Below are 21863 nucleotides of genomic sequence, written 5' to 3'. Positions count from 1 at the left end.
CGAAGCCGTCCGCGCGATCGCGGTTTCCCTGGGAGGACGACCTCTTCTGCGACAACTGACATTTCAAATCAAGGACCTTGCACCATGTCCACTGCATTCACATTTCAACTTGTGCTGATTTTGGCCACTTTACTGTGTTCCCTAGTAGCAGGTTTTCTGTTTGCCTTTGCCACCGTCGTCATGCCCGGCATCAAAACGCTGGGTGATCGCGAATTCATCCGAGCCTTTCAGGTCATTGACGGGGTCATCCAAAACAATCAGCCCATCATGGTGGCCGTCTGGATGGGCTCCATCGTAGCGGCGGTGACCGCAGCAGGACTGGGCTTCGGACAGTTAGCGGGAATGCAGCGCCTGCTATTGATCGCGGCTCCTCTCATTTACATCCTGGGCGTCCAACTTTCGACTTTCACCATTAACGTACCGCTCAACAATCGCCTCCAAGCGCTCAACGTCGATGCCATGGATGCCCCAGCCCTGAAGGCGGCGCGGCGCAATTTTGAACCCGGTTGGAATCGCTGGAACTTAGTCAGAACCCCGTTTGCGAGCCTGGCATCGGTGCTGTTTATGATTCTGCTCTTTAGCCTTTGAAGCGCCGCGATGTCCAGTTCGACTAGCAGTCGGTGGTTGGCCTCGCAAACCCAATTCCGCTGTGTTGACCCCAGTGGAGTCAGGTGACCAAACCGCAGCCATCAGTCCACAGCCGTCGATTGCCCGCCCCATCCCTCAACACACACTTCTCCCTAAGAGGCGACATGACCGTTACTCAAACCATTCGTTCACCCATCAGCCTATTCGTCGCGATCGCGAGTGCCCTCACCGCCGGGATTTTCTTTGCTTTTTCCACCTTTGTCATGCAGGCTCTCGGCCAGCAAACCGCCGCCGCTGGCATTGCCGCCATGCAAGCCATCAATATTACTGTGATCAATCCCTGGTTCATGGTGGTCTTCTTCGGGCCGGGGCTAATCGGGTTACTCTTGGCCTTGACCACCTTCCGCCCGTTTAACCAACCAGGGGCGCTGTTTTGGCTAGCGGGGACGGTGCTCTATCTTGTCGGCACCATTGGCGTCACCATCGCGGGCAACGTCCCCCTCAACGACGCCCTTGCTGTGGTCAATCCGGACAGTGCCGCCGGAGCCACCCTCTGGGCTCAATATCTGAACGATTGGACAGTTTGGAACCACGTGCGGACCGTCGCCGCCGCGATCGCTGCCGTCCTCTTTACCCTTGCACGGTCAACCGCGTCGTGAGGAACAGTACCCCGTTCATCCCCGGCGGCGATCGCGGCTCCCAGGTTACGGATTATTCGGCTAACTGCTCCAGTAAGCCTTCAGGCGGCAATACCAGAATCGAAGCCGCGGCAAAATCTGGGAGATTGCGCGTCACAGTTGAATCTATACCCGCCGCTTTGGCAGCCTCAACAGTAACGGCATCTTCAAAATCACTCATCGGACTTTGCAAGGCCGCTTTAACAACCTCATCAGTGATGCTCGCCACTCGCAGGCGTTCCAGCAATTTTCGGAGGGCTTGATGAGTCGCATCTCGCCCCAGTTGACGACGCAAAATGTAGTAGATATTCGTGACTGCGTGACCAGCCAAACACCCTTCCACTTTTGCAGTAGCAGCAGCATCCAATACTTGAGCCGAGTTGAGCACAAAGGGCTGACGTGTGAGAAATACATCCAAAATCACATCACAATCCAGTAAGACTCGCCTCAAGCGTATTTCTCCTCTAAGTAATCGACATAGGTTGCCTGCAGATCTTCTGAAGTCGCTGGCAGGAGACCGACAAAACTCTGAGTCCAGGGATGCAAGTGGGCGATCGCGATGCCGATTTCGGTTGGTGATTGAGTTGACTCATCAGCCTCATTGGTAGCGGTCTGCGTCTCTTGCTGAATGGAAGACAGCAACATTTGCACAAGTTGCCAACGCTCAGTAATCGGCAACTGCATAGCTTGTTCTCGCAGCTCTTGGGGGATCATCGCAGGTGAATCAGAAGGGTATGAAGCAATTCTAACGGCCAACACAATTCGATTTCGAGTCCGCTCTTCTCAGAGCAATCTGAGCGATCGACAATTTTTGAGCATCGGCCAACCTCACTAGAGAAGATGCAATCCTTTGATTCGAGCATCATGTAATGGCGCATCCTAGCTCAGCAGCGCAACCTCCGAGCATTTGGACACCGCCCTGCCCCTTACGCCTGCTCAATTCAACCAAAAATCACGGTTCCCTAACACTATCGGTCTTGGGATAGAGATTTCTCAGGCCTATTCCAAAGAAAACCTTTGGGATGCCCAGTCTTCCAAAAAAGTTGACTAACCTGTACACATCTCGCTGTGACGCACTGCCCTGGGATGTGCATGGGCACAACACCCAAAGCGTCGTTTGAGGGCACCCCTGCTATCAGCACTCATATTGTTCGCTTAGGCAAGTTCAGAGAGACTTTTTTTATGGCACAGAAGTTTGGCGTAATCGGCCTGGCGGTCATGGGTGAAAACCTGGCCCTAAATGTCGAAAGCAAGGGCTTTCCCGTCGCGGTCTACAACCGTTCGCCCGAAAAGACGGACAACTTTGTCAAACGGGCACAAACCGAGTTCAACCTCGAAGTCGCCAAAGACAGCGATGCAGACCCCAACAAGCCCGTATTTGCGGCCTACAGCTTAGAATCCTTTGTGCAAGCGTTGGAACGTCCTCGCCGCATTTTGGTGATGGTCAAAGCGGGTCGCGCCGTTGACGCCGTGATTGAGCAACTCAAGCCCCTACTTGAAAAAGGGGACATGATCATCGACGGTGGCAACTCCCTCTACACCGACACCCAGCGGCGGACGGAAGAACTCGAACCCACTGGCCTCGGCTTCATTGGCATGGGCGTCAGCGGCGGTGAAGAAGGTGCATTGCTCGGCCCCAGTCTAATGCCGGGGGGCACCGAAGCGGCCTATCGAGAAATTGAGGCGATCGTCACCAAGATTGCCGCCCAGGTGGATGATGGCCCCTGCGTCACCTACATCGGTCCGGGTGGGGCCGGACACTTCGTCAAGATGGTGCACAACGGCATCGAGTACGGCGACATGCAAATCATCGCCGAAGCCTACGACCTGATGAAGAGCGTTTTAGGCTTAAACCACGAAGAACTCTACGAAGTGTTTAACGAGTGGTACGACACGCCAGAACTGGACTCTTACCTCGTCGAAATTACCAAAGACATTTTCACCAACATGGATGAAAAGACGGGTAAGCCCCTGGTCGAGCTGATTGTGGATGCAGCGGGCCAAAAAGGGACTGGTCTGTGGACGGCGACCAACGCCTTGGAAATGGGCATTGCCATTCCCACCATCGGCGCCGCAGTAGATGCCCGCATCATGTCTTCGCTGAAGGATCAGCGAGTGGCCGCGTCAAAAGAGTTGAGCGGCCCAGCTTTCACCTTTACCGGTGACAAGAAGGCCATGATCGACAAGATTCGCGATGCGATGTACTGCTCCAAAATCTGTTCCTATGCCCAGGGCATGGACCTGATTTCCAAGGGCAACCAAGAGCTGTTTGACGGCAAGATCAACTTGGGCGAGACAGCCCGCATCTGGAAAGGTGGCTGCATCATTCGGGCGCGGTTCTTGAACAAGATTAAGCACGCTTATGACGAGAATGGTCAGCTGGCAAACCTGCTGCTGGCTCCTGAGTTCAAGCAGACTATTCTCGATCGCCAAGCGGCTTGGCGAGAGGTGATCGTGTTAGCCGCGCAGGCGGGTATTCCGGTGCCAGCCTTTAGTGCATCGCTAGATTACTTTGATAGTTATCGCCGCGATCGCTTGCCGCAAAACCTGACCCAGGCGCAGCGCGACTACTTTGGGGCGCACACCTTCGAGCGGGTTGACGAGCCTCGGGGCAACTTCGTTCACCATGAGTGGACGGCAGCACCGAGCAAAGCCGCAGTGTAGGCCATTTCTGACCAGAAAAATAGTCAGTAGCCGGGGCAGAGAATGTTAGGGTGATTATCCAGTTCTCTGCCCTTGTCGTTGGGTTCGCGAAATATGACTGAAAGTACCGATCAGGAACATCCGCAATATAAAGGCGATCGCGCGATCGTCAATCAACTTTTGCAAGGCGAAGTGACCGACTACAACCTGTCGGAACTGGCTCGCCTCATCATTCGCTACAAAGGCTTTCAGGGCGCGCGCGATATTCAGCGCGATTTAGACAAAGCCCTTAAAAAGATCGGCCTGACCGAAGAAGAGCTGTACACCAAGACCCGTGAGCTCCATGCCCAAGGTGGCATTTATCAAAATCTGGGACGCAACCGCGAAGATTGGAGCTGAAGTTACGGCTAGGAGTTGAACAAGATTAATGGCACGGGTCCGCGAAAAGCAGTGCGATCGCTGTCAGACGATGGCTACCGTACTGTACCGAGTGCAAATAGACGAGTCGGGACGTTGGCAGTTTGTCTGTCCTCACTGCTGGCCTACCGTTCAGCAAAATAATCCTCACTACACCTACGGTGGCACCTGGAAAGCCCGTAAACGCCACTAGATGGAGGAAGTTAAGGCACTACGAATATTCGCTTTAGCCATCCTTCGTTAGAAAACCAATACCAAGTTTTACTGGGCTAATAGTTGATCAAGATACTGATAAAGGGCTTCATCTGCTTGTCCCAACAAGCGCTTTGCTTTGAGATCAATCAGCCCTTCGGATAACCTGTCAGCTCGTTTTTTGTAATCGCGATGCGCTGTCAATAGATCTTTAAACGCGCTCCGTTCAATCAGGTCACGACTCGCCTCATTCGCAATGGGTTCGGCAAGCTCTTTTTCCTCGACGTCATACTTCAGCAGAAACACTAAAGCCTGGGCCAAGGCTTGCAAATCTTTTTGGAGCTGCTTAGTATCCAGTTCTAAGCGCTCAAACCCCACTTGTCCTTCAATGCGGAGTTCGACAATCGGTTGTTGCTCTGGCACGAGTTGGCCCGCTGCGATCGCCACTTCCACCGTCTGAGTTGCTTTAGCCACTACATCGGTTTCGCTATCACTGTCTTGAGTTTTGGCCACTAGCCGAACGATTGGCCGCTGCCGATAGTCTTGCTTCAGTTCAGCCTGAATACCGTCCGCATTCACTTCGACCAGATATGCTCCCCGGGCAAAGCCAGCTTCTTCGACATTGTTAGCCTCCAGCGACCCCGGGTTAAAGACCCACCCCCCTTCGCTGTAGTTTTTATGAATATGGCCTAGCGCTAGATAGTCCACCCCTGCCTCTTGCAGCGGCAAGAGTTCTGAATATCGCAGCGCTCCGTTATACCGAGCAATCTGCCCTTCGAGACCGTGATGAAACAACAGGACTGTGGTGTCTGGCCCCGGTGGCAACGCCTGAATGGCAGCAGCAATTTGTTCGATCGCCCGAGCCGCTGCCGCCCCATACCAGGCCGAACCAATGACTCTGACACCACAGGGTAAGTCAATGTAACCGCCCTTCTTATGCGATTCATTCCAAGGCGAATAAAGCGGCTCACCAGCAGCCAAGTTACCTGGCTCCAGCAGCTTCAACATGCCCCACTGCGACAGATACTTGAGCCAACTGGTCGAGGTGCCATAGGGCGTATTGTCGTGGTTGCCTTCGATCGCCAAGACAGGAATATTAGCCGCTTGAAGCTGTTGAAAACACAACTGAGCTTGATTGAGCACCGCTGGCTGAATCACACGATGCTCGAATAAGTCGCCAGCAATAATGACAAAATCCACTGCGGCAGCGATGGCATACTTCTGGATCGCATCTGACAACGCAAAGAAGAAATCTTTAGTCCGCTCGGGGCTGTTGTAGCGGTCAAAACCCAAATGGATATCCGCGAGATGGAGAAACCGTGCCATATAGAACCGAGAATTCGGCAGCTTCCAGTCTAATAAAACCTAGACGTCATGACACGAAAGGTACAGGCTTTCTGTTGCCAAAATCCGCGGTTGAGTCTACGCAGCAGGCTCTGAAGTCGCCAAAGCTTCAAGCTGTCTTTGTTGGTCTTGAGTAATGCAAGACTGGATCATGTCTTCAATATTGCCTTCCAATGCCGGCGATAGCGAAAAGTTCTGATTGAGACGGTGATCGGTAATGCGATTGTCTTTGTAGTTATAGGTGCGAATTTTTTCAGAGCGCGACCCAGTCCCCACCTGCGAGCGGCGCATTGAAGTGACTTCCGCTTGCTGCTCTTGTAACTTCATTTCATAAAGCTTGGCCCGCAAAATCTGCATCGCCCGCTCTCGGTTTTGCAGCTGCGATCGCTCCTCAGTACAAAAAATGCGAATGCCAGTAGGCTTGTGAAACAGATCGACAGCTGTTTCCACCTTGTTGACGTTCTGACCACCTGCACCACCAGAACGAGCGGTGGAAATTTCTACCTCAGTGGGGTCGATATGAATCTCGACATCGTCTACCTCCGGCATAATGGCCACTGTTGCCGTCGAAGTATGCACACGACCACCCGCTTCGGTGACGGGTACTCGTTGCACTCGATGCACACCAGACTCATACTTGAGCTTGCTGTAAACGCTGTCTCCCTGAATTTCGAGAATGGCTTCTTTAAAGCCACCCATATCCGCCGTAGACTCGCTCAAGAGCTTGATACGCCAGCTCTGCGACTCAGCGTATCGAGAATACATTCTGACGAGATCGCCCGCCCAGATACTTGCCTCATCGCCCCCTGCTCCAGCTCTGACCTCTAGCATGATGTTTTTCTCATCATTGGGATCCTTAGGCAGCAGCAAGATCTTTAACCGCTCTTCCAACGTCCCTAACTGCTCTTGCAGGTCAGCGACCTCTTGAGCGGCCATCTCTCTTAAGTCGGGATCGCCACTCGCTTCCCGCACAATCTCCTGGGCACCAGCCAACTCTTCCTGCAAACCTTTCCAAGTGTCGTAGGTCATCACCGTCTCTTCTAAGGAAGAACGGGCCTTAGCAATCCGCTGAAATTCATCCGGATCGCTCGCGACATCTGGATCAGCCAAACGTCGTGTCAACTCATGGAAGGTTTGATGGACTGAATTGAGCTTGTCAATAAGGTAGGCTTCGGCCATAGCGGGACAAAGTGACTCCGATCACAACAACTAGATGCGCAAAGTAGCGCTAAGGCTGCGATCGCTAAGCATCTGACTTCGCATCACCTTCGGTATTGGCAGGTGTATCAGACATGCCGTACTTACGCATAAAGCGCTCGACTCGACCTTCGGTATCAATAATCTTTTGAGTGCCGGTGTAGAAAGGATGATTGCCAGACCACACATCAACATGCAGTTCAGGCTTTGTTGAGCCAACGGTCATAACTAACTGACCATCACAAAAAACTTTAGCTTCGGGATACCACTCTGGATGAATTTCAGGCTTAGGCATGGATACTTCCTAAATGTTTGGTCAAAAACTGATGCAGTTCACCTTAAAAGGCGAACCAACAACGATTAACGTTTGGAGAATTGAGGAGCTTTACGAGCCTTCTTCAAGCCGTACTTCTTCCGTTCTTTACAACGAGGATCACGAGTCAGATAACCTTCTACTTTGAGCGGTTTACGATTTTCGGGATCCAGTTCGCATAATGCCCGTGCAACGCCCATTTTGATGGCATCAGCATGTCCAGTCAGGCCACCGCCGCGGACATTCACCAACACGTCGTACTCATTTTCTAACCCTAAGGTTTCTAAGGGCGCTTTTACCGTAGCCAGGTAAGCAGGGTTCCCTTGCAAATGCTCGGTTCCGGGGCGATTGTTGATTTTGATATCGCCGCTGCCAGGCACTAGACGAACTCGGGCGATCGCTGATTTCCGTCGACCAGTGCCCCAATAAACCACGCGGTCAGTATTATCAGTCGCTTGCATTAGGCTTCTCCTCCAGGAATGGTGTTGATAACAAGGGTCTCAGGCTGCTGAGCCGCATGGGGATGCTCTGGCCCAGCATAGACTTTTAGCTTAGTAAACAGCTTGCGCCCCAGGGCATTCTTGGGCAACATGCCTTTCACGGCTTTTTCAATAATGCGCTCAGGAATCCGGTCTTGCAGCTGATTGAACGTCTCAACCTTCATGCCACCGGGCCGACCGGAGTGGCGACGATAAAGCTTTTGACTCGCCTTGTTGCCAGTCACCACCACCTTATCGGCATTCACGACAACGACAAAGTCTCCCGTATCCATGTTCGGCGTGAAGGTGGGTTTATTCTTACCGCGTAGAACAGTAGCAATTTCAGTAGCGAGTCGGCCTAGCCGCTGATCCGCCGCATCAACGACGTACCATTTACGCTCAATCGTATCGATAGGTGGGGTGTAGGTCTTAGTCATGGTTTTTCAGAACATTCAACGAAGGTGATCAAGATTGCGAGCAAAAGTAGTTTTGCTAAACTGCGATGGGGGCAGAAACTAAGGGCAAAGCAAAGTGTGGCTGGGTGTCGTACCAAACATCGGGGGCAAAGGGGAAGTATTCATACCCGACCCGTAATAGACAAAGTCCACCAGCCGGCGCGGCATATTTAACCCGCTCACGTTGCTGACAGCGCCAGAGCTGAGTAAACTCCTCAACACTTAGGAGCCCGCGCCCGACCTGCACCAAAATCCCCATCAACAGACGCACCATGCCGTACAAGAAACCGTTGGCTTGCAGTTCCACCGTGACAAAGGAATCGCGTCGCTGGCACTCAGCGCTTTGCAACTCAACCCAAGCATGGGATCGTTTTGAACCAGCCCGCTGAAATGCTGTCAGATCGTGATAGCCCACTAAGAGATCGAGGGCTGCCTGCATCCGCACTGTACTCAAGGACTCGTAATAGTAGTGCCAAGAAAACGGCCGGACAAACAGGTTAGGAATCGGGTGGGTATACAGCGTGTATCGATAACGTCGCCACTGGGCTGAAAACTGAGCGTGCCAATCATCAGGAACAGCCGCCGAAGCACGAATGATAATGTCTTCGGGTAAACGGCCATTCAAAATGCTAGCCCAACGATGAGCCGGAATCAGCTGCGGAGCAGAGAAATGAGCAACTTGAGCCGCTGCATGCACGCCTGTATCGGTTCTTCCCGCTCCACATAGGGTAACGGGCTGCCCCAAAACAGTTGCGATAGCAGCTTCGATATCGCCCTGTACGGTACGTTCACGAGGCTGTCGCTGCCATCCATGGAAGTGAGTCCCCACGTACTGCACAACAAGTGCGACCCGGTGATACTCAGTATCGGGAGCCGCTGAAGCGACAGCTGACGTTTCTAACAAAGGACTCTTGGAAGACATAGCCAGAATGGTACAGAGGTTAAGTCAGCTCGATGATCGCCATTTCAGCGTTGTCACCCCGTCGCCGCACAGTGCGGAGCACGCGGGTGTAGCCACCTTGGCGATCGCTATAACGCTCAGGAGCTTGCTCAAATAAAGCATGCACCAATTTAGAATCATAGATGTACCCTAGCGCCTGACGGCGAGCCGCTAGTGAACCGTCCTTAGCCAACGTAATCATCCGATCAGCTTCAGAACGTACCGCCTTAGCTCGGGCCTTAGTGGTAGTGATTTGACCGTTACGGATCAACTCAGTGGTGAGCGATCGCAACAATGCCCGACGTTGGTCCGCCGGTTTACCCAACTGTGGAACACGACACCCATGTCGCATATCGATTTCCCCCTTTGCGTTCACACAAATCAACAATAAAAAACCGAAGCAGAGAGCCTCGGACATAGCAGCTCAGTTCACCTGAGCTAGCGCACTTCACTAAGAAGTTTTCGCAGACTTTTCAGCTGGCAGCGTAATTCCCAAACGCTGCTGCAGCGCCTCAATCACTTCATCAGCCGACTTCTGACCAAAGTTCTTGATTTCCAAAAGGTCTTCCTGAGTGAAATCCAAAAGATCGGCAACCGAATTAACCTGGGCCCGCTTCAGACAGTTATAAGCTCTGACTGAAAGTTGCAGCTCTTCAATCGGGATATGGTTGGCGGGATCTTCCTCTTTAGGCTCTTCTTCAGATTTAGGCTCTAAAGTGACGTCCTTAAGTGGATTGAACAAGGAAACCAAAATTGCTGCTGCCTCGCTCATTGCCTGTTGGGGAGTCAGACTACCATTCGTCGTCACTTCCATGATCAGACGGTCTTTTTCTAATGCGCCGCCTTCCATGACGTCTTCAACGGTGTAATTCACCTTTCTGACAGGCATAAAAATGGCATCAATTTGCATGAAATCAAGCGCTGCAGCTTCGTCATGACTCCGCTCAATCGCTCGATAGCCAGTGCCCCGTTCAATGCGGAACTCCATTTCTAGAGTGTGGCCTTCAGCAACAGTGGCAACATACTGTTCAGGGTCAATCACCTCCACTTCTGACGGCAAATCAAAGTGACCCGCTGTCACCTTGGTTGGTCCCTGCACCAGCAATCGACCAATTTGCGGTTGCGCGGAATAGCTCTTGAGCACAATTTCCTTCATGTTCAAGAGCACATCCAAAACGTCTTCGCGCACACCTGGCACAGTCGAAAACTCGTGGGTTGCTCCCGCAATCCGCACTGCAGTAATCGCAGTGCCTTCTAAGTTGGATAGCAAGACCCGTCGCAGCGCATTCCCGACAGTGATGCCCTGGCTGCGCTCTAAAGGTTCAATAACAAAACGACTGAAATGACTTTGATCGTCACCAATCGATGATTCTACGCATTCGACCTGAAATTGTGCCACTGATGTGCCCTCGCTCTACTTTGACCAATACTCGTAAAGATGTCTCCCACTAAACGCGACGACGCTTAGGTGGACGACAGCCGTTGTGGGGAATTGGAGTAACGTCGCGAATCAAGGTAATTTCCAGTCCAGCAGCTTGCAGGGCTCGAATCGCCGTTTCGCGGCCAGCCCCAGGGCCACTGACCATGACCTCAATCTGTCGCATGCCTTGATCCATGGCTCGACGAGCCGCACTATCAGCGGCAGTTTGAGCCGCAAAAGGAGTCCCCTTTTTAGCGCCCTTGAAACCGCTCGCGCCAGCTGAGGACCAAGAAACAGCGCCACCATTGGTATCAGTAATGGTCACAATGGTGTTATTGAACGTGGACTGAATGTGGGCAACCCCGTTAGGAATATTCTTTTTTACTTTACGCCCGCCTGATTTTTTTGTCGGTTTAGCCATCTGCTGCCTGCTACTACTTCTTATCAGCAAAACAGGCGCATCTTGAGAAACCGCCTACAGGAGCAGACGTGACTCAAGATACACCTAATGTTTACGTTACTTTTTAGGCGCTTTCTTCTTGCCTGCGACAGTGCGCTTGCCGCTACGCCGGGTACGAGAGTTAGTGCGAGTTCGCTGACCTCGAACAGGTAGACCTGCCCGATGCCGCCGCCCACGATAACAACCAATATCCATCAATCGCTTGATGTTCAGTCCTTCCAAACGACGCAAGTCACCTTCGACTTGGTAGTCGTTCTCAACAGAATCACGCAAGCTCGCAACGTCAGAGTCAGTCAGGTCACGCACTCGAGTATCGGGATTGACCCCTGTTTTCTCGATAATTGCTTTCGACCGACTCAAGCCAATGCCGTAAATATATGTCAGACCAATTTCAACCCGCTTGTCTCTTGGCAGGTCTACGCCAGCAATCCGTGCCACTGACTATCTTCTCCCCATGAATCTCATCTGATCTAGTTGCAGCTTAGCCGTGAGATTCTAAACTGCTAGGTGCACAGAACACCCTAGTTTATGTTGAAAACCCGTTTAAGCAGCTAAAATAACAAGAATTTATCCTTGTCGTTGCTTATGCTTAGGGTTTGAACAAATCACCATCACTCGGCCTTTTCGGCGAATGACGCGACATTTATCACACATTCTTCGGACGGATGCGCGGACTTTCATGTCCCAGTTCTCAGCACTCCACTACAGAATTGCGATTCTAGCAAAGCCGAGTTGCCTTAGTCAAATATTATTTATTTCGATGCATTGCCAGAGTCACAAGTCATTAATTTGGATCGAATGGTGCCGAAAGCCAAACTACCTGCAAGCCAATGGTTGAGGGAGGGCGATTTTCAAGACGCCTAAAGGTTGCCGTCAGAATCGTGGCTCAGGGCGATTGCCTAACCTTGGCAATATCGGTGCGATCGCTGAATTGTTTCTGCATATAGTGAAGGCGCTGTCCAGCAACTGAACAACGCCTTCATCGCGAGTTGAGGTTTAGTCCATTAGGCTCCGCGTTTGAGAGCTGCCTCAACTTGTTTGAACTCTTGTTCTAGGCGCTTCTTGAGTTTCTCTGGAATGGGGCGATTGGGATATGAACTGTAATGCCCAGCCAAACCGTTGAGAGCGGTGCGGAGAGTTGCAAAGGAACTCAATCCATCAATCGCATTATCGCGACGGTAATAGGAAAAGTAGTCATTGATGATGTTACGGGCATTGACTTCAGCGGTCCCTTTCTCGGGATCGTCTGGAGCCACGTTGATGGCAGTTCTCAATTCTTCGACGACGGTCAGGGTGTCTTGCTTATAATCACCCGTCATCTTGCCGCTCACACCGGCATTGCTACAGCCAGCTAAACCAACGACTGCAACTAAAACGATTGCTAACAAGCGCGTCATGAACTGTCTCATAATTTCCTAAAAGGTGAGCAACAACGATGCCACAGATACAACTGCATATCTAGCCATATTACCCTGTTGGCAGTGCCCCCTCGCATGTCTTTTTGCTGGTTGGCAGCGGAACAAAGCTATACAGCTCACGGTTTTGGGTGTCAGCTGTCCGGAAGTGAGCAGTGCGAAAAGGGGCGACAGCGTGGATGGCGGAAATGCCGGAAGGGCTGGCTGAGGGATAAACATTGGCCGTTCGCCCCGTTAACGGATTATCTACGGCACGTAATAATTGAAAGGCTGTATGGATGGGAACTGCACATTTCTGCTTATCTTGAGATGACGGGTAGTAGCGTGTCATGCCTCACCCCACAGTTGGTTTGGGAATGTCGTGAGTAGTTTGAGTGAGCGATGAATTATCTAATCGCGGTTTTGAGCGATCGCATGAAAGCAGAGGGCGCGTACTCGGCACTAGAGGAAGCCAAGTTTGGGATGGACGAGGTGACGATTTTGGGCAAGGGGTATAAAAGTGCCGACGAGTTTGGCCTGATTGATCCCGCGAACCAAGCTTGGAAGCAAGTGCGATTGATGATGTTTTGGCTGGTGCCGTTTGGCTTTATTGCGGGGTTTGGGTTTAACGCGATTACGGGGCTAGATACGTTTCCTTGGGCTGGCACGACTGGCAACCAAATCATCGGCGGCCTTCTGGGGGCCGGATCGGGGGCGATGGGGGCCTTTTTTGTCGGCGGTGGGACTGCGGCGGCTTTTGGCAGTGGCGATGCCCTGTCTTATCGCAATCGCTTAAATGCGGGTAAATATTTGGTGGTGGTGCGGGGCTCCGATGCCGAAATTCGGATAGCTACGCCGATTATTCGCCGCTTCCGTCCAGAAAACATTCAGGGCTATCGATCGCCCATGGCCAATTCGGCATCATGATCCGCTGCGGTATATTGGCAAATCGTCAATACGGATAAAAACAAGGAGCAGCATGGCCCCGAAACGGTTGGTAATTGAAATGGGGATGGGCGTTGACCAACATGGTCAGGATCCGACGGTGGCGGCAGCGCGGGCGGTGCGGAATGCGATCGCGCACAATGCCCTGCCCGGGGTGTGGGAAGTGGCGGGGCTAGGACATCCCAACGAAATGCTGGTGGATGTGCAGGTAGCGGTACCGTTTCCCGATGCCGTCCGTCAGGATGAAGTGCTCGCGGTATTACCGTTTGGACAAAAAACGTTAACGCTAGAGGATGGCGGTATGGTGGTGGTCGGCAAGGCGATCGCCGAACTGGATGACAAAAACGACGATATGTATGTCGCGATCGCCGCAGTCACGGTTTCCATTCCTGAATAATCTGTGGCCAGTCGCCCAACAGCAATCAGCCTGCGCTGTTGGGCGAGCAGTTTTAGGGCTGGCTCATGACCTGAAGTTGGTCTAACTGAGTGAGGGAGCCTGAGAGCTGAATATGGCGCTGATTGGCATCTAAATGCCGCAGGATTTGGTACAGCGTTTCGATATCTTTTTCGGCGCCAATTCTGGCGGCCAGTTCTTTAATCGTGATCGGATGCGAAGTATTTTGAACGGCCGCGATCGCCTTTGATTGCAAATCCAAAATGCCGGCAGCGGCTTTCTTCCCGGCTTCCACACCGGGTTGGTGATAGGCATTGATATTCACCAGCGAGGCATAGAGACCCACGGCGCGCTCATACAGGGCAATCAGAGCCCCGACGATAGCGGGCGTGACGTTGGGCACAGTGATGGTGATGGAATCGCGCTGATTTTCAAACAGGGCTTGGCGAGTGCCGAGGAGGAAGCCATTGAGAAAATCACCGGCTGTGGCGCCCTGGTCAATCGGGATGGAATCACCCTGGCGGTCTTGCAACACCTCGATGAAGGTCACAAAGAAGTTATTAACCCCTTCCCGCAGTTGCTGCACGTAGGCGTGTTGGTCGGTTGACCCCTTGTTGCCGTACACGGCAATGCCCTGATTGACCACATTGCCGTCTAAATCACGCTCCTTGCCGAGGGATTCCATCACCAACTGCTGCAGGTAGCGGCTAAAGAGGGCCAGGCTGTCTTTGTAGGGCAGCAGCACCATGTCTTTGAGGCCGTGCCCTTCGCCCACGTAGTACCAACTCAGGGCCAGCATCGCGGCGGGATTTTGGTGCAAGTCGGCAACCCGTGTCGCCGCATCCATCACTTTGGCCCCTTGCAAAATGGCGATGATATCGATGCCTTCGAGGGCGGCAGGAAGTAGGCCCACGGCGGATAGCTCGGAGGTGCGGCCACCGACCCAACCGTGCATCGGAAAGGTCCCTAACCACCCCTGGGACTTGGCGACTTTTTCTAAATTGCTGTCGATGCCGGTCACGGCGACAGCCTGCTTGGCAAAATGCAGGCCCATGGTGTCAAATCGGTGCTGCACTTCCACCATGGCGTTGCGGGTTTCGGGGGTGCCGCCAGATTTGGAGGTGACAATGACCAGGGTGGTGGCGAGGCGATCGCCTAAGCGATTGAGCACCCGGTCAATGCCAGCGGGATCAGTATTGTCAATAAAGTGCGCGGTGAGCGGGGGCTGATCGGTCGTTAACGCTTGGGAAACGAATTGTGGCCCCAAGGCCGAACCGCCAATGCCGATGCACAGTAAGTCGGTGAACTTTTCTTGACCGGGGGGATAGAGCGCCCCGGTATGAACCTGCTGGGTGAAGGTTTTGATGTCTTGCAGGGTGGAAAGGATGTCTTGCTTTAGCGCCGCAGAGGGGGCGCGATCGGGATCGCGGAGCCAGTAGTGACCAACCATGCGATTTTCGTCAGGGTTGGCGATCGCGCCATTTTCCAGCGCTGCCATATCGTCAAACGCTTTGGCAAATTTGGGCAGCATCTGATTCACAAAGGCGTCATCAAACCGGATGCGGCTGATATCGAGATAGAGACCTAAATCTTCATGCCGATAGAGCCAGTCTTGATAACGTTGCCAGAGTGCAAGTTCATCCATATCAGTCTTCCTGTGCAATGCAGCGCATGTATGAGATTAACCTCAAATCAGTGTAGGGAAACACGGTCTCAGGAATCGGTAATGGCGATGCACTTTTATTGAAAGTTGTTGTTTTGTGTCAGGACAGGATTGCCGCCAGCCGATAAGCCCCGCTGACCCGCGCAAAAATCAATCTTCTGCATAGGCTAATCTTTAGCTGACATAAAGACTTCTGGGCTTTCGCGGCAGGCTTTTTACTATGAAGGCTAGAGTTTGACTGGTCGCAGGTGCGATCGCTTTTTCACTTAGCTCTGTGCTTTGCCTGTCCAGTCCCTCGTGATTGCCGTCCTCACAGGAGTCCTGCATGGTTGAAAGTTATCAACCGTCTTCCGAACATACCCTTGACCGTGACTGCACAACGCTGTCGCGCCACGTGCTGCAACAGCTCCAGAGCTTTGGTCCTGAAGCTCAGGATTTAAGCGCCCTAATGAACCGGATTGCTCTAGCGGGCAAGCTGATTGCGCGACACTTGTCCCGGGCGGGTCTGGTGGCAGACACCCTCGGCTTTACCGGCAAAACCAATGTGCAGGGTGAAGACGTCAAGAAAATGGATGTTTTCGCCAACGATGTCTTTATCTCGGTATTTAAGCAGAGTGGCTTGGTCTGTCGGCTGGCGTCGGAGGAAATGGACAAGCCCTACTACATTCCCGAGAACTGTCCCATTGGCCGCTATACCCTGCTATACGACCCGATTGATGGCTCTTCTAACGTTGACATTAATTTGAATGTCGGCTCAATCTTTGCCATTCGTCGCCAAACCGATGACGACTTAGACCAATCAGCGTCTGATCTGCTCACCCACGGTCGCGATCAGTTGGCTGCGGGCTACATTCTCTACGGTCCAACCACGGTGCTGGTGTATTCCATTGGCAATGGTGTGCATTCTTTCACCCTCGACCCCAGCCTGGGCGAATTCATTCTGACCGCTGAGAACATTCAGGTGCCCCAGCACGGGCCAACCTACAGCGTGAACGAGGGCAACTTTTGGCAGTGGGAAGAGTCGATTCGCGACTTCACGCGCTATGTGCATCGCCATGAGGGTTACTCATCACGGTACAGCGGTGCCCTGGTAGGAGATTTTCACCGAATTTTGATGCAGGGGGGCGTCTTCTTGTATCCCGGCACCAAGAAAAAGCCCGAGGGTAAGTTGCGCCTGCTCTATGAAACTGCGCCTTTGGCCTTTTTGATTGAACAAGCGGGTGGCAGTGCGAGTACTGGCACAGAACGGCTGCTCGATGTGGTGCCGACAGAATTACACCAGCGCACGCCGTTAGTGATTGGCAGCACCGAAGATGTGTCCCTGGTGGAATCGTTTATTCAAGAGCGCCTGCGGGAACAAGCCGCGATCGCGGCTCCCTAGTTTTTCTCGTTAATGGAAGAGCGATCGCCCTTGTCGGTTGCTGTGATTCATTTTGCTAAACGCCCGGATCGATTTTTTAGTCCATCGTTCGACTGGTATCTGTTCCTTTAGCCCCCAGCAATATTTATGGTTAGTCTGCTCGAAAATCCTTTGCGCGTTGGCCTGCAACAAGATCGCATTCCTGACCCGCAAATTTTGGTCATCTTCGGTGCTTCTGGTGACCTTACCCAGCGCAAGCTCGTGCCCGCGCTGTACCAGATGAAGCTCGATCGCCGCTTGCCGCCGGAACTCACGATCGTGGGGGTGGCGCGGCGCGAGTGGAGCCACGACTTTTTTCGTGAGCACATGCGCGAAGGGGTGGAAGAGTTTGGCAGCGGCCTCGGCAACGAAGCAATTTGGAACAACTTTGCTGAGGGGCTGTACTATTGCCCCGCCAATATCGACAAGCCCGAAAGCTATCAAAAGCTCAAAGCCTTTTTGTCTGAGTTGGATGAGAAACGCGGCACACGCGGTAATCGCGTGTTTTACCTCTCGGTTGCGCCCCGTTTCTTCGGTGAGGCAGCGCGACAGCTGGGTGGGGCGGGCATGTTGAGCGATCCCACTAAGCAACGGTTAGTGATTGAAAAGCCCTTTGGCAAAGATATCGGCTCCGCGCGGGTACTGAACCGGGTCGTGCAAGACGTCTGCAAAGAAGAACAGGTCTACCGCATTGACCATTACCTGGGCAAAGAAACGGTCCAAAACCTGATGGTCTTTCGGTTTGCGAATGCCATCTTTGAGCCCTTGTGGAATCGGCAGTTTGTCGATCACGTACAAATCACCGTGGCCGAAACGGTGGGCTTGGAAGGGCGCGCGGGCTATTACGAAACCTCAGGCGCGCTGCGGGACATGGTGCAAAACCACCTGATGCAGCTCTTTTGTCTGACCGCCATGGAAGCACCGAATTCCCTTGATGCCGACAGCATTCGCAGTGAAAAGGTAAAGGTGCTGCAAGCTACCCACTTGGCAGACTTAGAAGACCTCTCGAAATGTGCCGTGCGGGGTCAGTATGCGCCGGGTTGGATGAACAACAAACAGGTGCCCAGCTATCGCTCAGAAGAGGGGGCCAGCGACACCTCGACGACGCCGACCTATGCCGCATTGAAGCTGATGGTCGACAACTGGCGTTGGAAAGGGGTGCCTTTTTACATGCGCACGGGCAAGCGGATGCCGAAAAAGGTGTCGGAAATTTCCATTCACTTTAAAGAAGTGCCGTACATGATGTTTCAGTCGGCGGCGAAGCAGTTGAACCACAACGTGTTGGCGCTGCGGATTCAGCCGGACGAGGGCATCTCGATGCGGTTTGAGGTGAAGACGCCAGGGAACTCACTGCGGACGCGATCGGTGGAAATGGATTTCCGCTATGACGCCGCCTTTGGCAAGCCCAGCACAGAAGCCTACGGTCGCCTGCTGGTCGATTGCATGTTGGGTGACCAAACGCTGTTTACGCGCGGTGATGAAGTGGAAGCCTCTTGGCGGATGCTAACGCCGCTGTTGGAAGTTTGGGATGCGCCAGCAGATCCCGATGCCATCCCGATGTATGAAGCGGGCACCTGGGGGCCGGTGGAGTCAGAGTTGCTGCTGAATTGCGATGGCCGCCGCTGGCGCCGACTCTAACCGTATCCTGGGTTTCTCCAGCAATCTGGGGAAATTCGGTACCATAAGCTCGCACCCGCCCCCCGACTGGCGACCTGATTTGCCCGATTTGCTCGACGACTTTGACGACGGTATCGACTCTGTCCCTCATCTCTGAAGCTGATATGACCACTACCCCCCTTGTTGCGCTACAAAAACCGAAAGGCATTTCGATCGAAGAAATTGAGAGCGAACTGCGGAATATTTGGCGGAGTCAAAACGATGGCGCTACGGCTCCGGTCGCGACTCGCGCTAGCACCTTTAGCATCGTGGTGTACGAACCCGAAGAGTTTCAGCAATTGCTGGCCGCGTTGACGTTTTACAAAGACGTGATTGATGGGCTGCACGGCCCCAAAACGCGAGAAGCGATTCGCCAAGCGCAGATGGCCTATGGTCTGCGGGTCACGGGGCGAGTCGATGAGGTGACGCTGGCCCGCCTGCGGCAAGAGTATGCCAACTTATCTGACAGCCAAAAAGCCTTTTCAAATGCCGATTTGCGGGGCTTTAATCTGAATGAGGCGATCGCGGCCCAAAACCCCTGCCGGGTCATTACCCTTTGCCCCACGCTGGATGGCGACGACGAGAGCGTCACCGCTCAAGTGTCAGCCTATTGCCCCGTACAAAAGCGCAACGTCAGCAATCTGATCTGCTGCGAGTACATTACCCTGCGCGGCTCTAAAAAGGCCCTGGAACAGGTCGCTGGCGTTGTCTCTTCACTGATGATTGGCGATTTGCCCAAATTCGTTTGGTGGAAGGCGACCCCAAACCCCGAACAGTCTCTATTCAGCCAGCTTTCCGAGACTAGCAACTGCCTGATTGTCGATTCCAGTTACTTCAGCGATGCCGAGTCAGAACTCAATAAAATTCAAGAAATTACTGAGACAGGCAAATATATCGCCGATCTCAACTGGCACCGTCTCTTCCCCTGGCAAGAGCTGACAGCGGAGGCCTTTGATCCCCCGGAGCGGCGGGATGCCCTGGCGGAAATCGATCACATCAGCATCGACCACGAACCGGGTAACGCGGCCCAGGCTTTGATGTTTCTCGGGTGGATTGCTAGTCGCCTGGGGTGGACGCCGACCCGCTATGTGGAAGAAGGGGGCGATTATGGCATTCGGAAGGTCTACTTCAAGAGCAGCCTGGGCGGCCAGCGTGAGGTTGAGGCAGAACTGGCGGCGATTCCTGTAGCGGATGTCGGCGAAGTGATCGGCGATTTGGTCGGTATCCGACTGACCTCCGACAATCAAGAAGCCGACTGCTGCACCATCCTCTGTTCGGAGACGACAGGCTGTATGCGGATGGAAGCGGGGGGCGGAGCCCAGGCTTGTCGCGTCGAAGAGGTGAGCGCCATTTCTGACCAGCGGGCCGATTTAATTTTGAGTCAGCAGCTCCAGCGCTGGGGCGAAGATGTGCTGTATCAAGAGAGTCTGGCTACGGCGGATCAGATTTTGCGCCTGTGTCCTTGACGCGTTAGGGGACGCACCCTCTAAAAGCTAGGGGACGCACCCTTTAGAAGGGTGCGTCCCCTTTGGTTCAAGATTGATATTGCTGGAGCAGAACTTTGGCATTGTCGAGAGTGTCGGCTTCGGCGACGGGCTTATCGTCGCGCCAGCGCAGAATACGGGGAAAGCGCACCGAAATGCCGGATTTATGGCGCTTCGATTCAGCAATGCCCTCGAAACCAATTTCGAAAACATGGGTGGGTTCCACCGATCGCACCGGGCCAAAGCGCTCAATCGTGTGGCGGCGAATCCATTTGTCCAGCTTGTCGATTTCGGCGTTGTCCAGTCCCGAATAAGCTTTGGCAAAGGGCACCAGTTCTTCCCCCTGCCACAGCGCAAAGGTGTAATCGGTGAACAGGTTCGCCCGTTTGCCGCTGCCCGCCTGGGCGTAGATCAACACCGCATCCAGGGTCATCGGGTCAACTTTGTACTTCCACCAGTAGCCCCGCTTGCGGCCCACCAAATAGGGACTGTCCCAGGCTTTGATCACCAGCCCTTCGGCACCTTCGTCCCGCGATTTCGATCGCCTCGCCTCCAAATCAGCAAAGGACTGAAACTCCAGCGGCATAGATCGATCCACTCGCTCGTCGGGGTGGGCCTGGAGCAGCTCGGACAGCAGGTGCTTGCGATCGCGCAACGTCTTTTCGCGAATATCGTGACCCGCATGTTCCAACAGGTCGTAGGCAATGAAGCGCACGGGACTTTCGGCCATGACTTTTTTCGTGACCCGCTTGCGGCCCAGGCGCTTTTGCAAATGGTTGAAAGTGAGGGGGCGATCGCCCTCCCAACAGAGAATTTCGCCATCCAGCACATGACCATTGGGAAGGGCCTGAAACGCCTCGACAATTTCGGGAAACTGCTCAGTGACTAAATCTTCGCCCCGTGACCAGATGAACACCTCATCCGCTCGCTTGATCACCTGGGCGCGAATGCCGTCCCACTTCCACTCCGCCAGCCAGTTGCCCATCTCTTCCTCGCGGAACTTTGCCTCATCAATCTGCGACGCCAGAAAAAAGGGATAGGGCTGACTGGGAGCGGTTTCAACCGCCTCTTCACTCAGCAAATTCTCGTAAAACTCGACCGTCGGTTCAAAGTCCCCCATCAGGCGGTGGGCCAGCACCGCCTCAGGAATGCCCGACGCCTTCGACAATCCCTTAATCACCAGCTTGCTCGACGCCCCCACCCGAAAGGCTCCGGTCAAGACTTTGTTCAGGACAAAAATTTCATAATCGTCCAGCGATCGCCACCACGACACAATCAGCTCGTGCCGCTCCTCGTCGGTTTCCGCTGCTTTTACCAGGGGAATGATATCTTCCATCCACTGGTGCAGGGGAATGTCTGCCGCCGACTTGCCCTGAAGCGGGGTATCGCGCAGCAGCAGCGCGATCACCTCGGCAGAGTCGCCCACGTGGGAGTAGCAGTCTTTGAACAGCCATTCCGGAATGTTGGAAATGCTGAGATACACATCGCGCAGCACGCGAGAGGTCACCAACCGGCGACGGGTCTTGCTCAGCAGCAAATACAGCGCCCACACGGCGTTGACGGGGGCTTCTTCCACAAAATATTGACGGAGGGCCTCAACTTTGGCGTTGGTTGAGGTGGTGGCATCCACTGCCTGAAAAAGTTCCGTAAACCGCTTCATGCTGCTCGGCAAAGACGACAGGAGCGCGATCGCTACTTCATTATGACGCTACCCCGACGTTGCTTGCAGCGCGGACATAAGGGGAGATGGTCATGGGAGAGAGCCCAATACCTGATGAGGCGTACGGCCGTACGCCCCTACTA

The 21863-nt window shown here is 53.5% G+C and carries 26 protein-coding genes; 10 read left to right on the top strand and 16 right to left on the bottom strand.

Annotated elements, in window-relative coordinates:
• The first annotated feature begins 84 nt into the window (after window positions 1–84).
• Together DYY88_RS21570 and DYY88_RS21565 are read left to right on the top strand one after the other, a co-directional pair.
• Window positions 85–588, top strand: a complete 504-nt coding sequence (locus DYY88_RS21570) for an anthrone oxygenase family protein (RefSeq protein WP_039729169.1) — start codon at window positions 85–87, stop codon at window positions 586–588.
• A 164-nt stretch (window positions 589–752) separates the two neighbouring features.
• Window positions 753–1247 (top strand): anthrone oxygenase family protein, encoded by a 495-nt coding sequence (locus DYY88_RS21565; RefSeq protein ID WP_039729170.1) that lies wholly within the window; start codon window positions 753–755, stop codon window positions 1245–1247.
• 52 nt (window positions 1248–1299) lie between these two features.
• Here the strand turns inward: DYY88_RS21565 and DYY88_RS21560 are convergent, their stop codons facing one another.
• Complete coding sequence (locus tag DYY88_RS21560) at window positions 1300–1716, bottom strand: PIN domain-containing protein (RefSeq protein WP_039729171.1); 417 nt, start codon at window positions 1714–1716, stop codon at window positions 1300–1302.
• Window positions 1713–1979: a hypothetical protein gene (locus DYY88_RS21555; protein WP_052288670.1), complete on the bottom strand. Its 267-nt coding sequence runs from the start codon at window positions 1977–1979 to the stop codon at window positions 1713–1715. The genes DYY88_RS21560 and DYY88_RS21555 overlap by 4 nt, the downstream gene beginning before the upstream one ends.
• 468 nt (window positions 1980–2447) lie before the next feature.
• Here DYY88_RS21555 and gnd point away from each other — a divergent pair, with 468 nt between their 5' ends.
• From gnd to DYY88_RS21540, 3 genes are all read left to right on the top strand, one after another.
• A complete protein-coding gene (gnd, locus tag DYY88_RS21550; protein WP_039729172.1) occupies window positions 2448–3929 on the top strand; it encodes an NADP-dependent phosphogluconate dehydrogenase in 1482 nt (493 codons plus the stop codon).
• A 93-nt stretch (window positions 3930–4022) separates the two neighbouring features.
• Window positions 4023–4307, top strand: coding sequence for a DUF3288 family protein (locus DYY88_RS21545; protein ID WP_039729173.1), 285 nt, complete (start codon window positions 4023–4025; stop codon window positions 4305–4307).
• 28 nt (window positions 4308–4335) lie between these two features.
• Entirely contained in the window at window positions 4336–4518 is a 183-nt protein-coding gene (locus DYY88_RS21540; protein WP_072041365.1) for a DUF8622 domain-containing protein, read from the top strand.
• A gap of 68 nt (window positions 4519–4586) precedes the next feature.
• On the opposite strand, the gene DYY88_RS21535 is transcribed toward DYY88_RS21540, so the two are convergent.
• From DYY88_RS21535 to psb27, 12 genes are all read right to left on the bottom strand, one after another.
• Window positions 4587–5843, bottom strand: a complete 1257-nt coding sequence (locus DYY88_RS21535) for a metallophosphoesterase family protein (protein WP_039729174.1) — start codon at window positions 5841–5843, stop codon at window positions 4587–4589.
• A 96-nt stretch (window positions 5844–5939) separates the two neighbouring features.
• The gene (gene prfA, locus DYY88_RS21530; protein ID WP_039729176.1) at window positions 5940–7040 is read right to left on the bottom strand and encodes a peptide chain release factor 1; all 1101 of its coding nucleotides are present in this window, start codon (window positions 7038–7040) and stop codon (window positions 5940–5942) included.
• A 64-nt stretch (window positions 7041–7104) separates the two neighbouring features.
• On the bottom strand, window positions 7105–7353 hold the full coding sequence (rpmE, locus tag DYY88_RS21525) for a 50S ribosomal protein L31 (RefSeq protein ID WP_039729177.1): 249 nt from the start codon (window positions 7351–7353) through the stop codon (window positions 7105–7107).
• A gap of 65 nt (window positions 7354–7418) precedes the next feature.
• Window positions 7419–7832: a 30S ribosomal protein S9 gene (gene rpsI / locus DYY88_RS21520; RefSeq protein WP_039729178.1), complete on the bottom strand. Its 414-nt coding sequence runs from the start codon at window positions 7830–7832 to the stop codon at window positions 7419–7421.
• Window positions 7832–8287 (bottom strand): 50S ribosomal protein L13, encoded by a 456-nt coding sequence (gene rplM / locus DYY88_RS21515; RefSeq protein WP_039729179.1) that lies wholly within the window; start codon window positions 8285–8287, stop codon window positions 7832–7834. Before rplM ends, rpsI begins: the two co-directional genes overlap by 1 nt.
• A gap of 55 nt (window positions 8288–8342) precedes the next feature.
• Window positions 8343–9227, bottom strand: coding sequence for a tRNA pseudouridine(38-40) synthase TruA (gene truA, locus DYY88_RS21510; RefSeq protein ID WP_044148838.1), 885 nt, complete (start codon window positions 9225–9227; stop codon window positions 8343–8345).
• Between the two features lie 19 nt (window positions 9228–9246).
• On the bottom strand, window positions 9247–9621 hold the full coding sequence (gene rplQ, locus DYY88_RS21505) for a 50S ribosomal protein L17 (protein ID WP_437438594.1): 375 nt from the start codon (window positions 9619–9621) through the stop codon (window positions 9247–9249).
• Window positions 9622–9696: 75 nt separating this feature from the next.
• A complete protein-coding gene (locus tag DYY88_RS21500) occupies window positions 9697–10644 on the bottom strand; it encodes a DNA-directed RNA polymerase subunit alpha (protein WP_039729180.1) in 948 nt (315 codons plus the stop codon).
• 49 nt (window positions 10645–10693) lie between these two features.
• A complete protein-coding gene (rpsK, locus tag DYY88_RS21495) occupies window positions 10694–11086 on the bottom strand; it encodes a 30S ribosomal protein S11 (RefSeq protein WP_039729181.1) in 393 nt (130 codons plus the stop codon).
• Between the two features lie 96 nt (window positions 11087–11182).
• Window positions 11183–11563 (bottom strand): 30S ribosomal protein S13, encoded by a 381-nt coding sequence (rpsM, locus tag DYY88_RS21490; RefSeq protein ID WP_039729182.1) that lies wholly within the window; start codon window positions 11561–11563, stop codon window positions 11183–11185.
• Window positions 11564–11692: 129 nt separating this feature from the next.
• Window positions 11693–11806 carry a 50S ribosomal protein L36 gene (gene rpmJ, locus DYY88_RS21485; RefSeq protein ID WP_072041366.1) on the bottom strand — a complete coding sequence of 38 codons (114 nt, stop codon included), beginning with the start codon at window positions 11804–11806 and terminating at the stop codon, window positions 11693–11695.
• 323 nt (window positions 11807–12129) lie between these two features.
• A complete protein-coding gene (gene psb27 / locus DYY88_RS21480; protein ID WP_242517654.1) occupies window positions 12130–12522 on the bottom strand; it encodes a photosystem II protein Psb27 in 393 nt (130 codons plus the stop codon).
• 399 nt (window positions 12523–12921) lie between these two features.
• On the opposite strand from psb27, the gene DYY88_RS21475 reads away from it, so the two are divergent.
• Together DYY88_RS21475 and DYY88_RS21470 are read left to right on the top strand one after the other, a co-directional pair.
• A complete protein-coding gene (locus DYY88_RS21475) occupies window positions 12922–13446 on the top strand; it encodes a hypothetical protein (protein WP_039729184.1) in 525 nt (174 codons plus the stop codon).
• Between the two features lie 52 nt (window positions 13447–13498).
• Complete coding sequence (locus DYY88_RS21470) at window positions 13499–13861, top strand: Lin0512 family protein (RefSeq protein ID WP_039729185.1); 363 nt, start codon at window positions 13499–13501, stop codon at window positions 13859–13861.
• 52 nt (window positions 13862–13913) lie between these two features.
• On the opposite strand, the gene DYY88_RS21465 is transcribed toward DYY88_RS21470, so the two are convergent.
• Entirely contained in the window at window positions 13914–15503 is a 1590-nt protein-coding gene (locus DYY88_RS21465) for a glucose-6-phosphate isomerase (protein WP_039729186.1), read from the bottom strand.
• 343 nt (window positions 15504–15846) lie between these two features.
• Between DYY88_RS21465 and fbp the strand changes: the two genes are divergently transcribed.
• The 3 genes from fbp to opcA all read left to right on the top strand — a co-directional run bounded on the left by fbp (window position 15847) and on the right by opcA (window position 20042).
• Window positions 15847–16902, top strand: coding sequence for a class 1 fructose-bisphosphatase (fbp, locus tag DYY88_RS21460; RefSeq protein ID WP_039729187.1), 1056 nt, complete (start codon window positions 15847–15849; stop codon window positions 16900–16902).
• Window positions 16903–17028: 126 nt separating this feature from the next.
• A complete protein-coding gene (gene zwf / locus DYY88_RS21455) occupies window positions 17029–18558 on the top strand; it encodes a glucose-6-phosphate dehydrogenase (protein WP_039729188.1) in 1530 nt (509 codons plus the stop codon).
• 143 nt (window positions 18559–18701) lie between these two features.
• Window positions 18702–20042 (top strand): glucose-6-phosphate dehydrogenase assembly protein OpcA, encoded by a 1341-nt coding sequence (gene opcA / locus DYY88_RS21450; RefSeq protein ID WP_039729190.1) that lies wholly within the window; start codon window positions 18702–18704, stop codon window positions 20040–20042.
• A 67-nt stretch (window positions 20043–20109) separates the two neighbouring features.
• Here opcA and DYY88_RS21445 read toward each other — a convergent pair whose 3' ends face one another.
• Entirely contained in the window at window positions 20110–21720 is a 1611-nt protein-coding gene (locus tag DYY88_RS21445) for an ATP-dependent DNA ligase (RefSeq protein ID WP_039729191.1), read from the bottom strand.
• Window positions 21721–21863 lie beyond the last annotated feature (143 nt).

This window comes from Leptolyngbya iicbica LK (genome assembly GCF_004212215.1).
In the GTDB taxonomy this organism is placed as follows: domain Bacteria; phylum Cyanobacteriota; class Cyanobacteriia; order Phormidesmidales; family Phormidesmidaceae; genus Halomicronema; species Halomicronema iicbica.
This window is presented reverse-complemented; position numbering and strand designations above follow the sequence as displayed.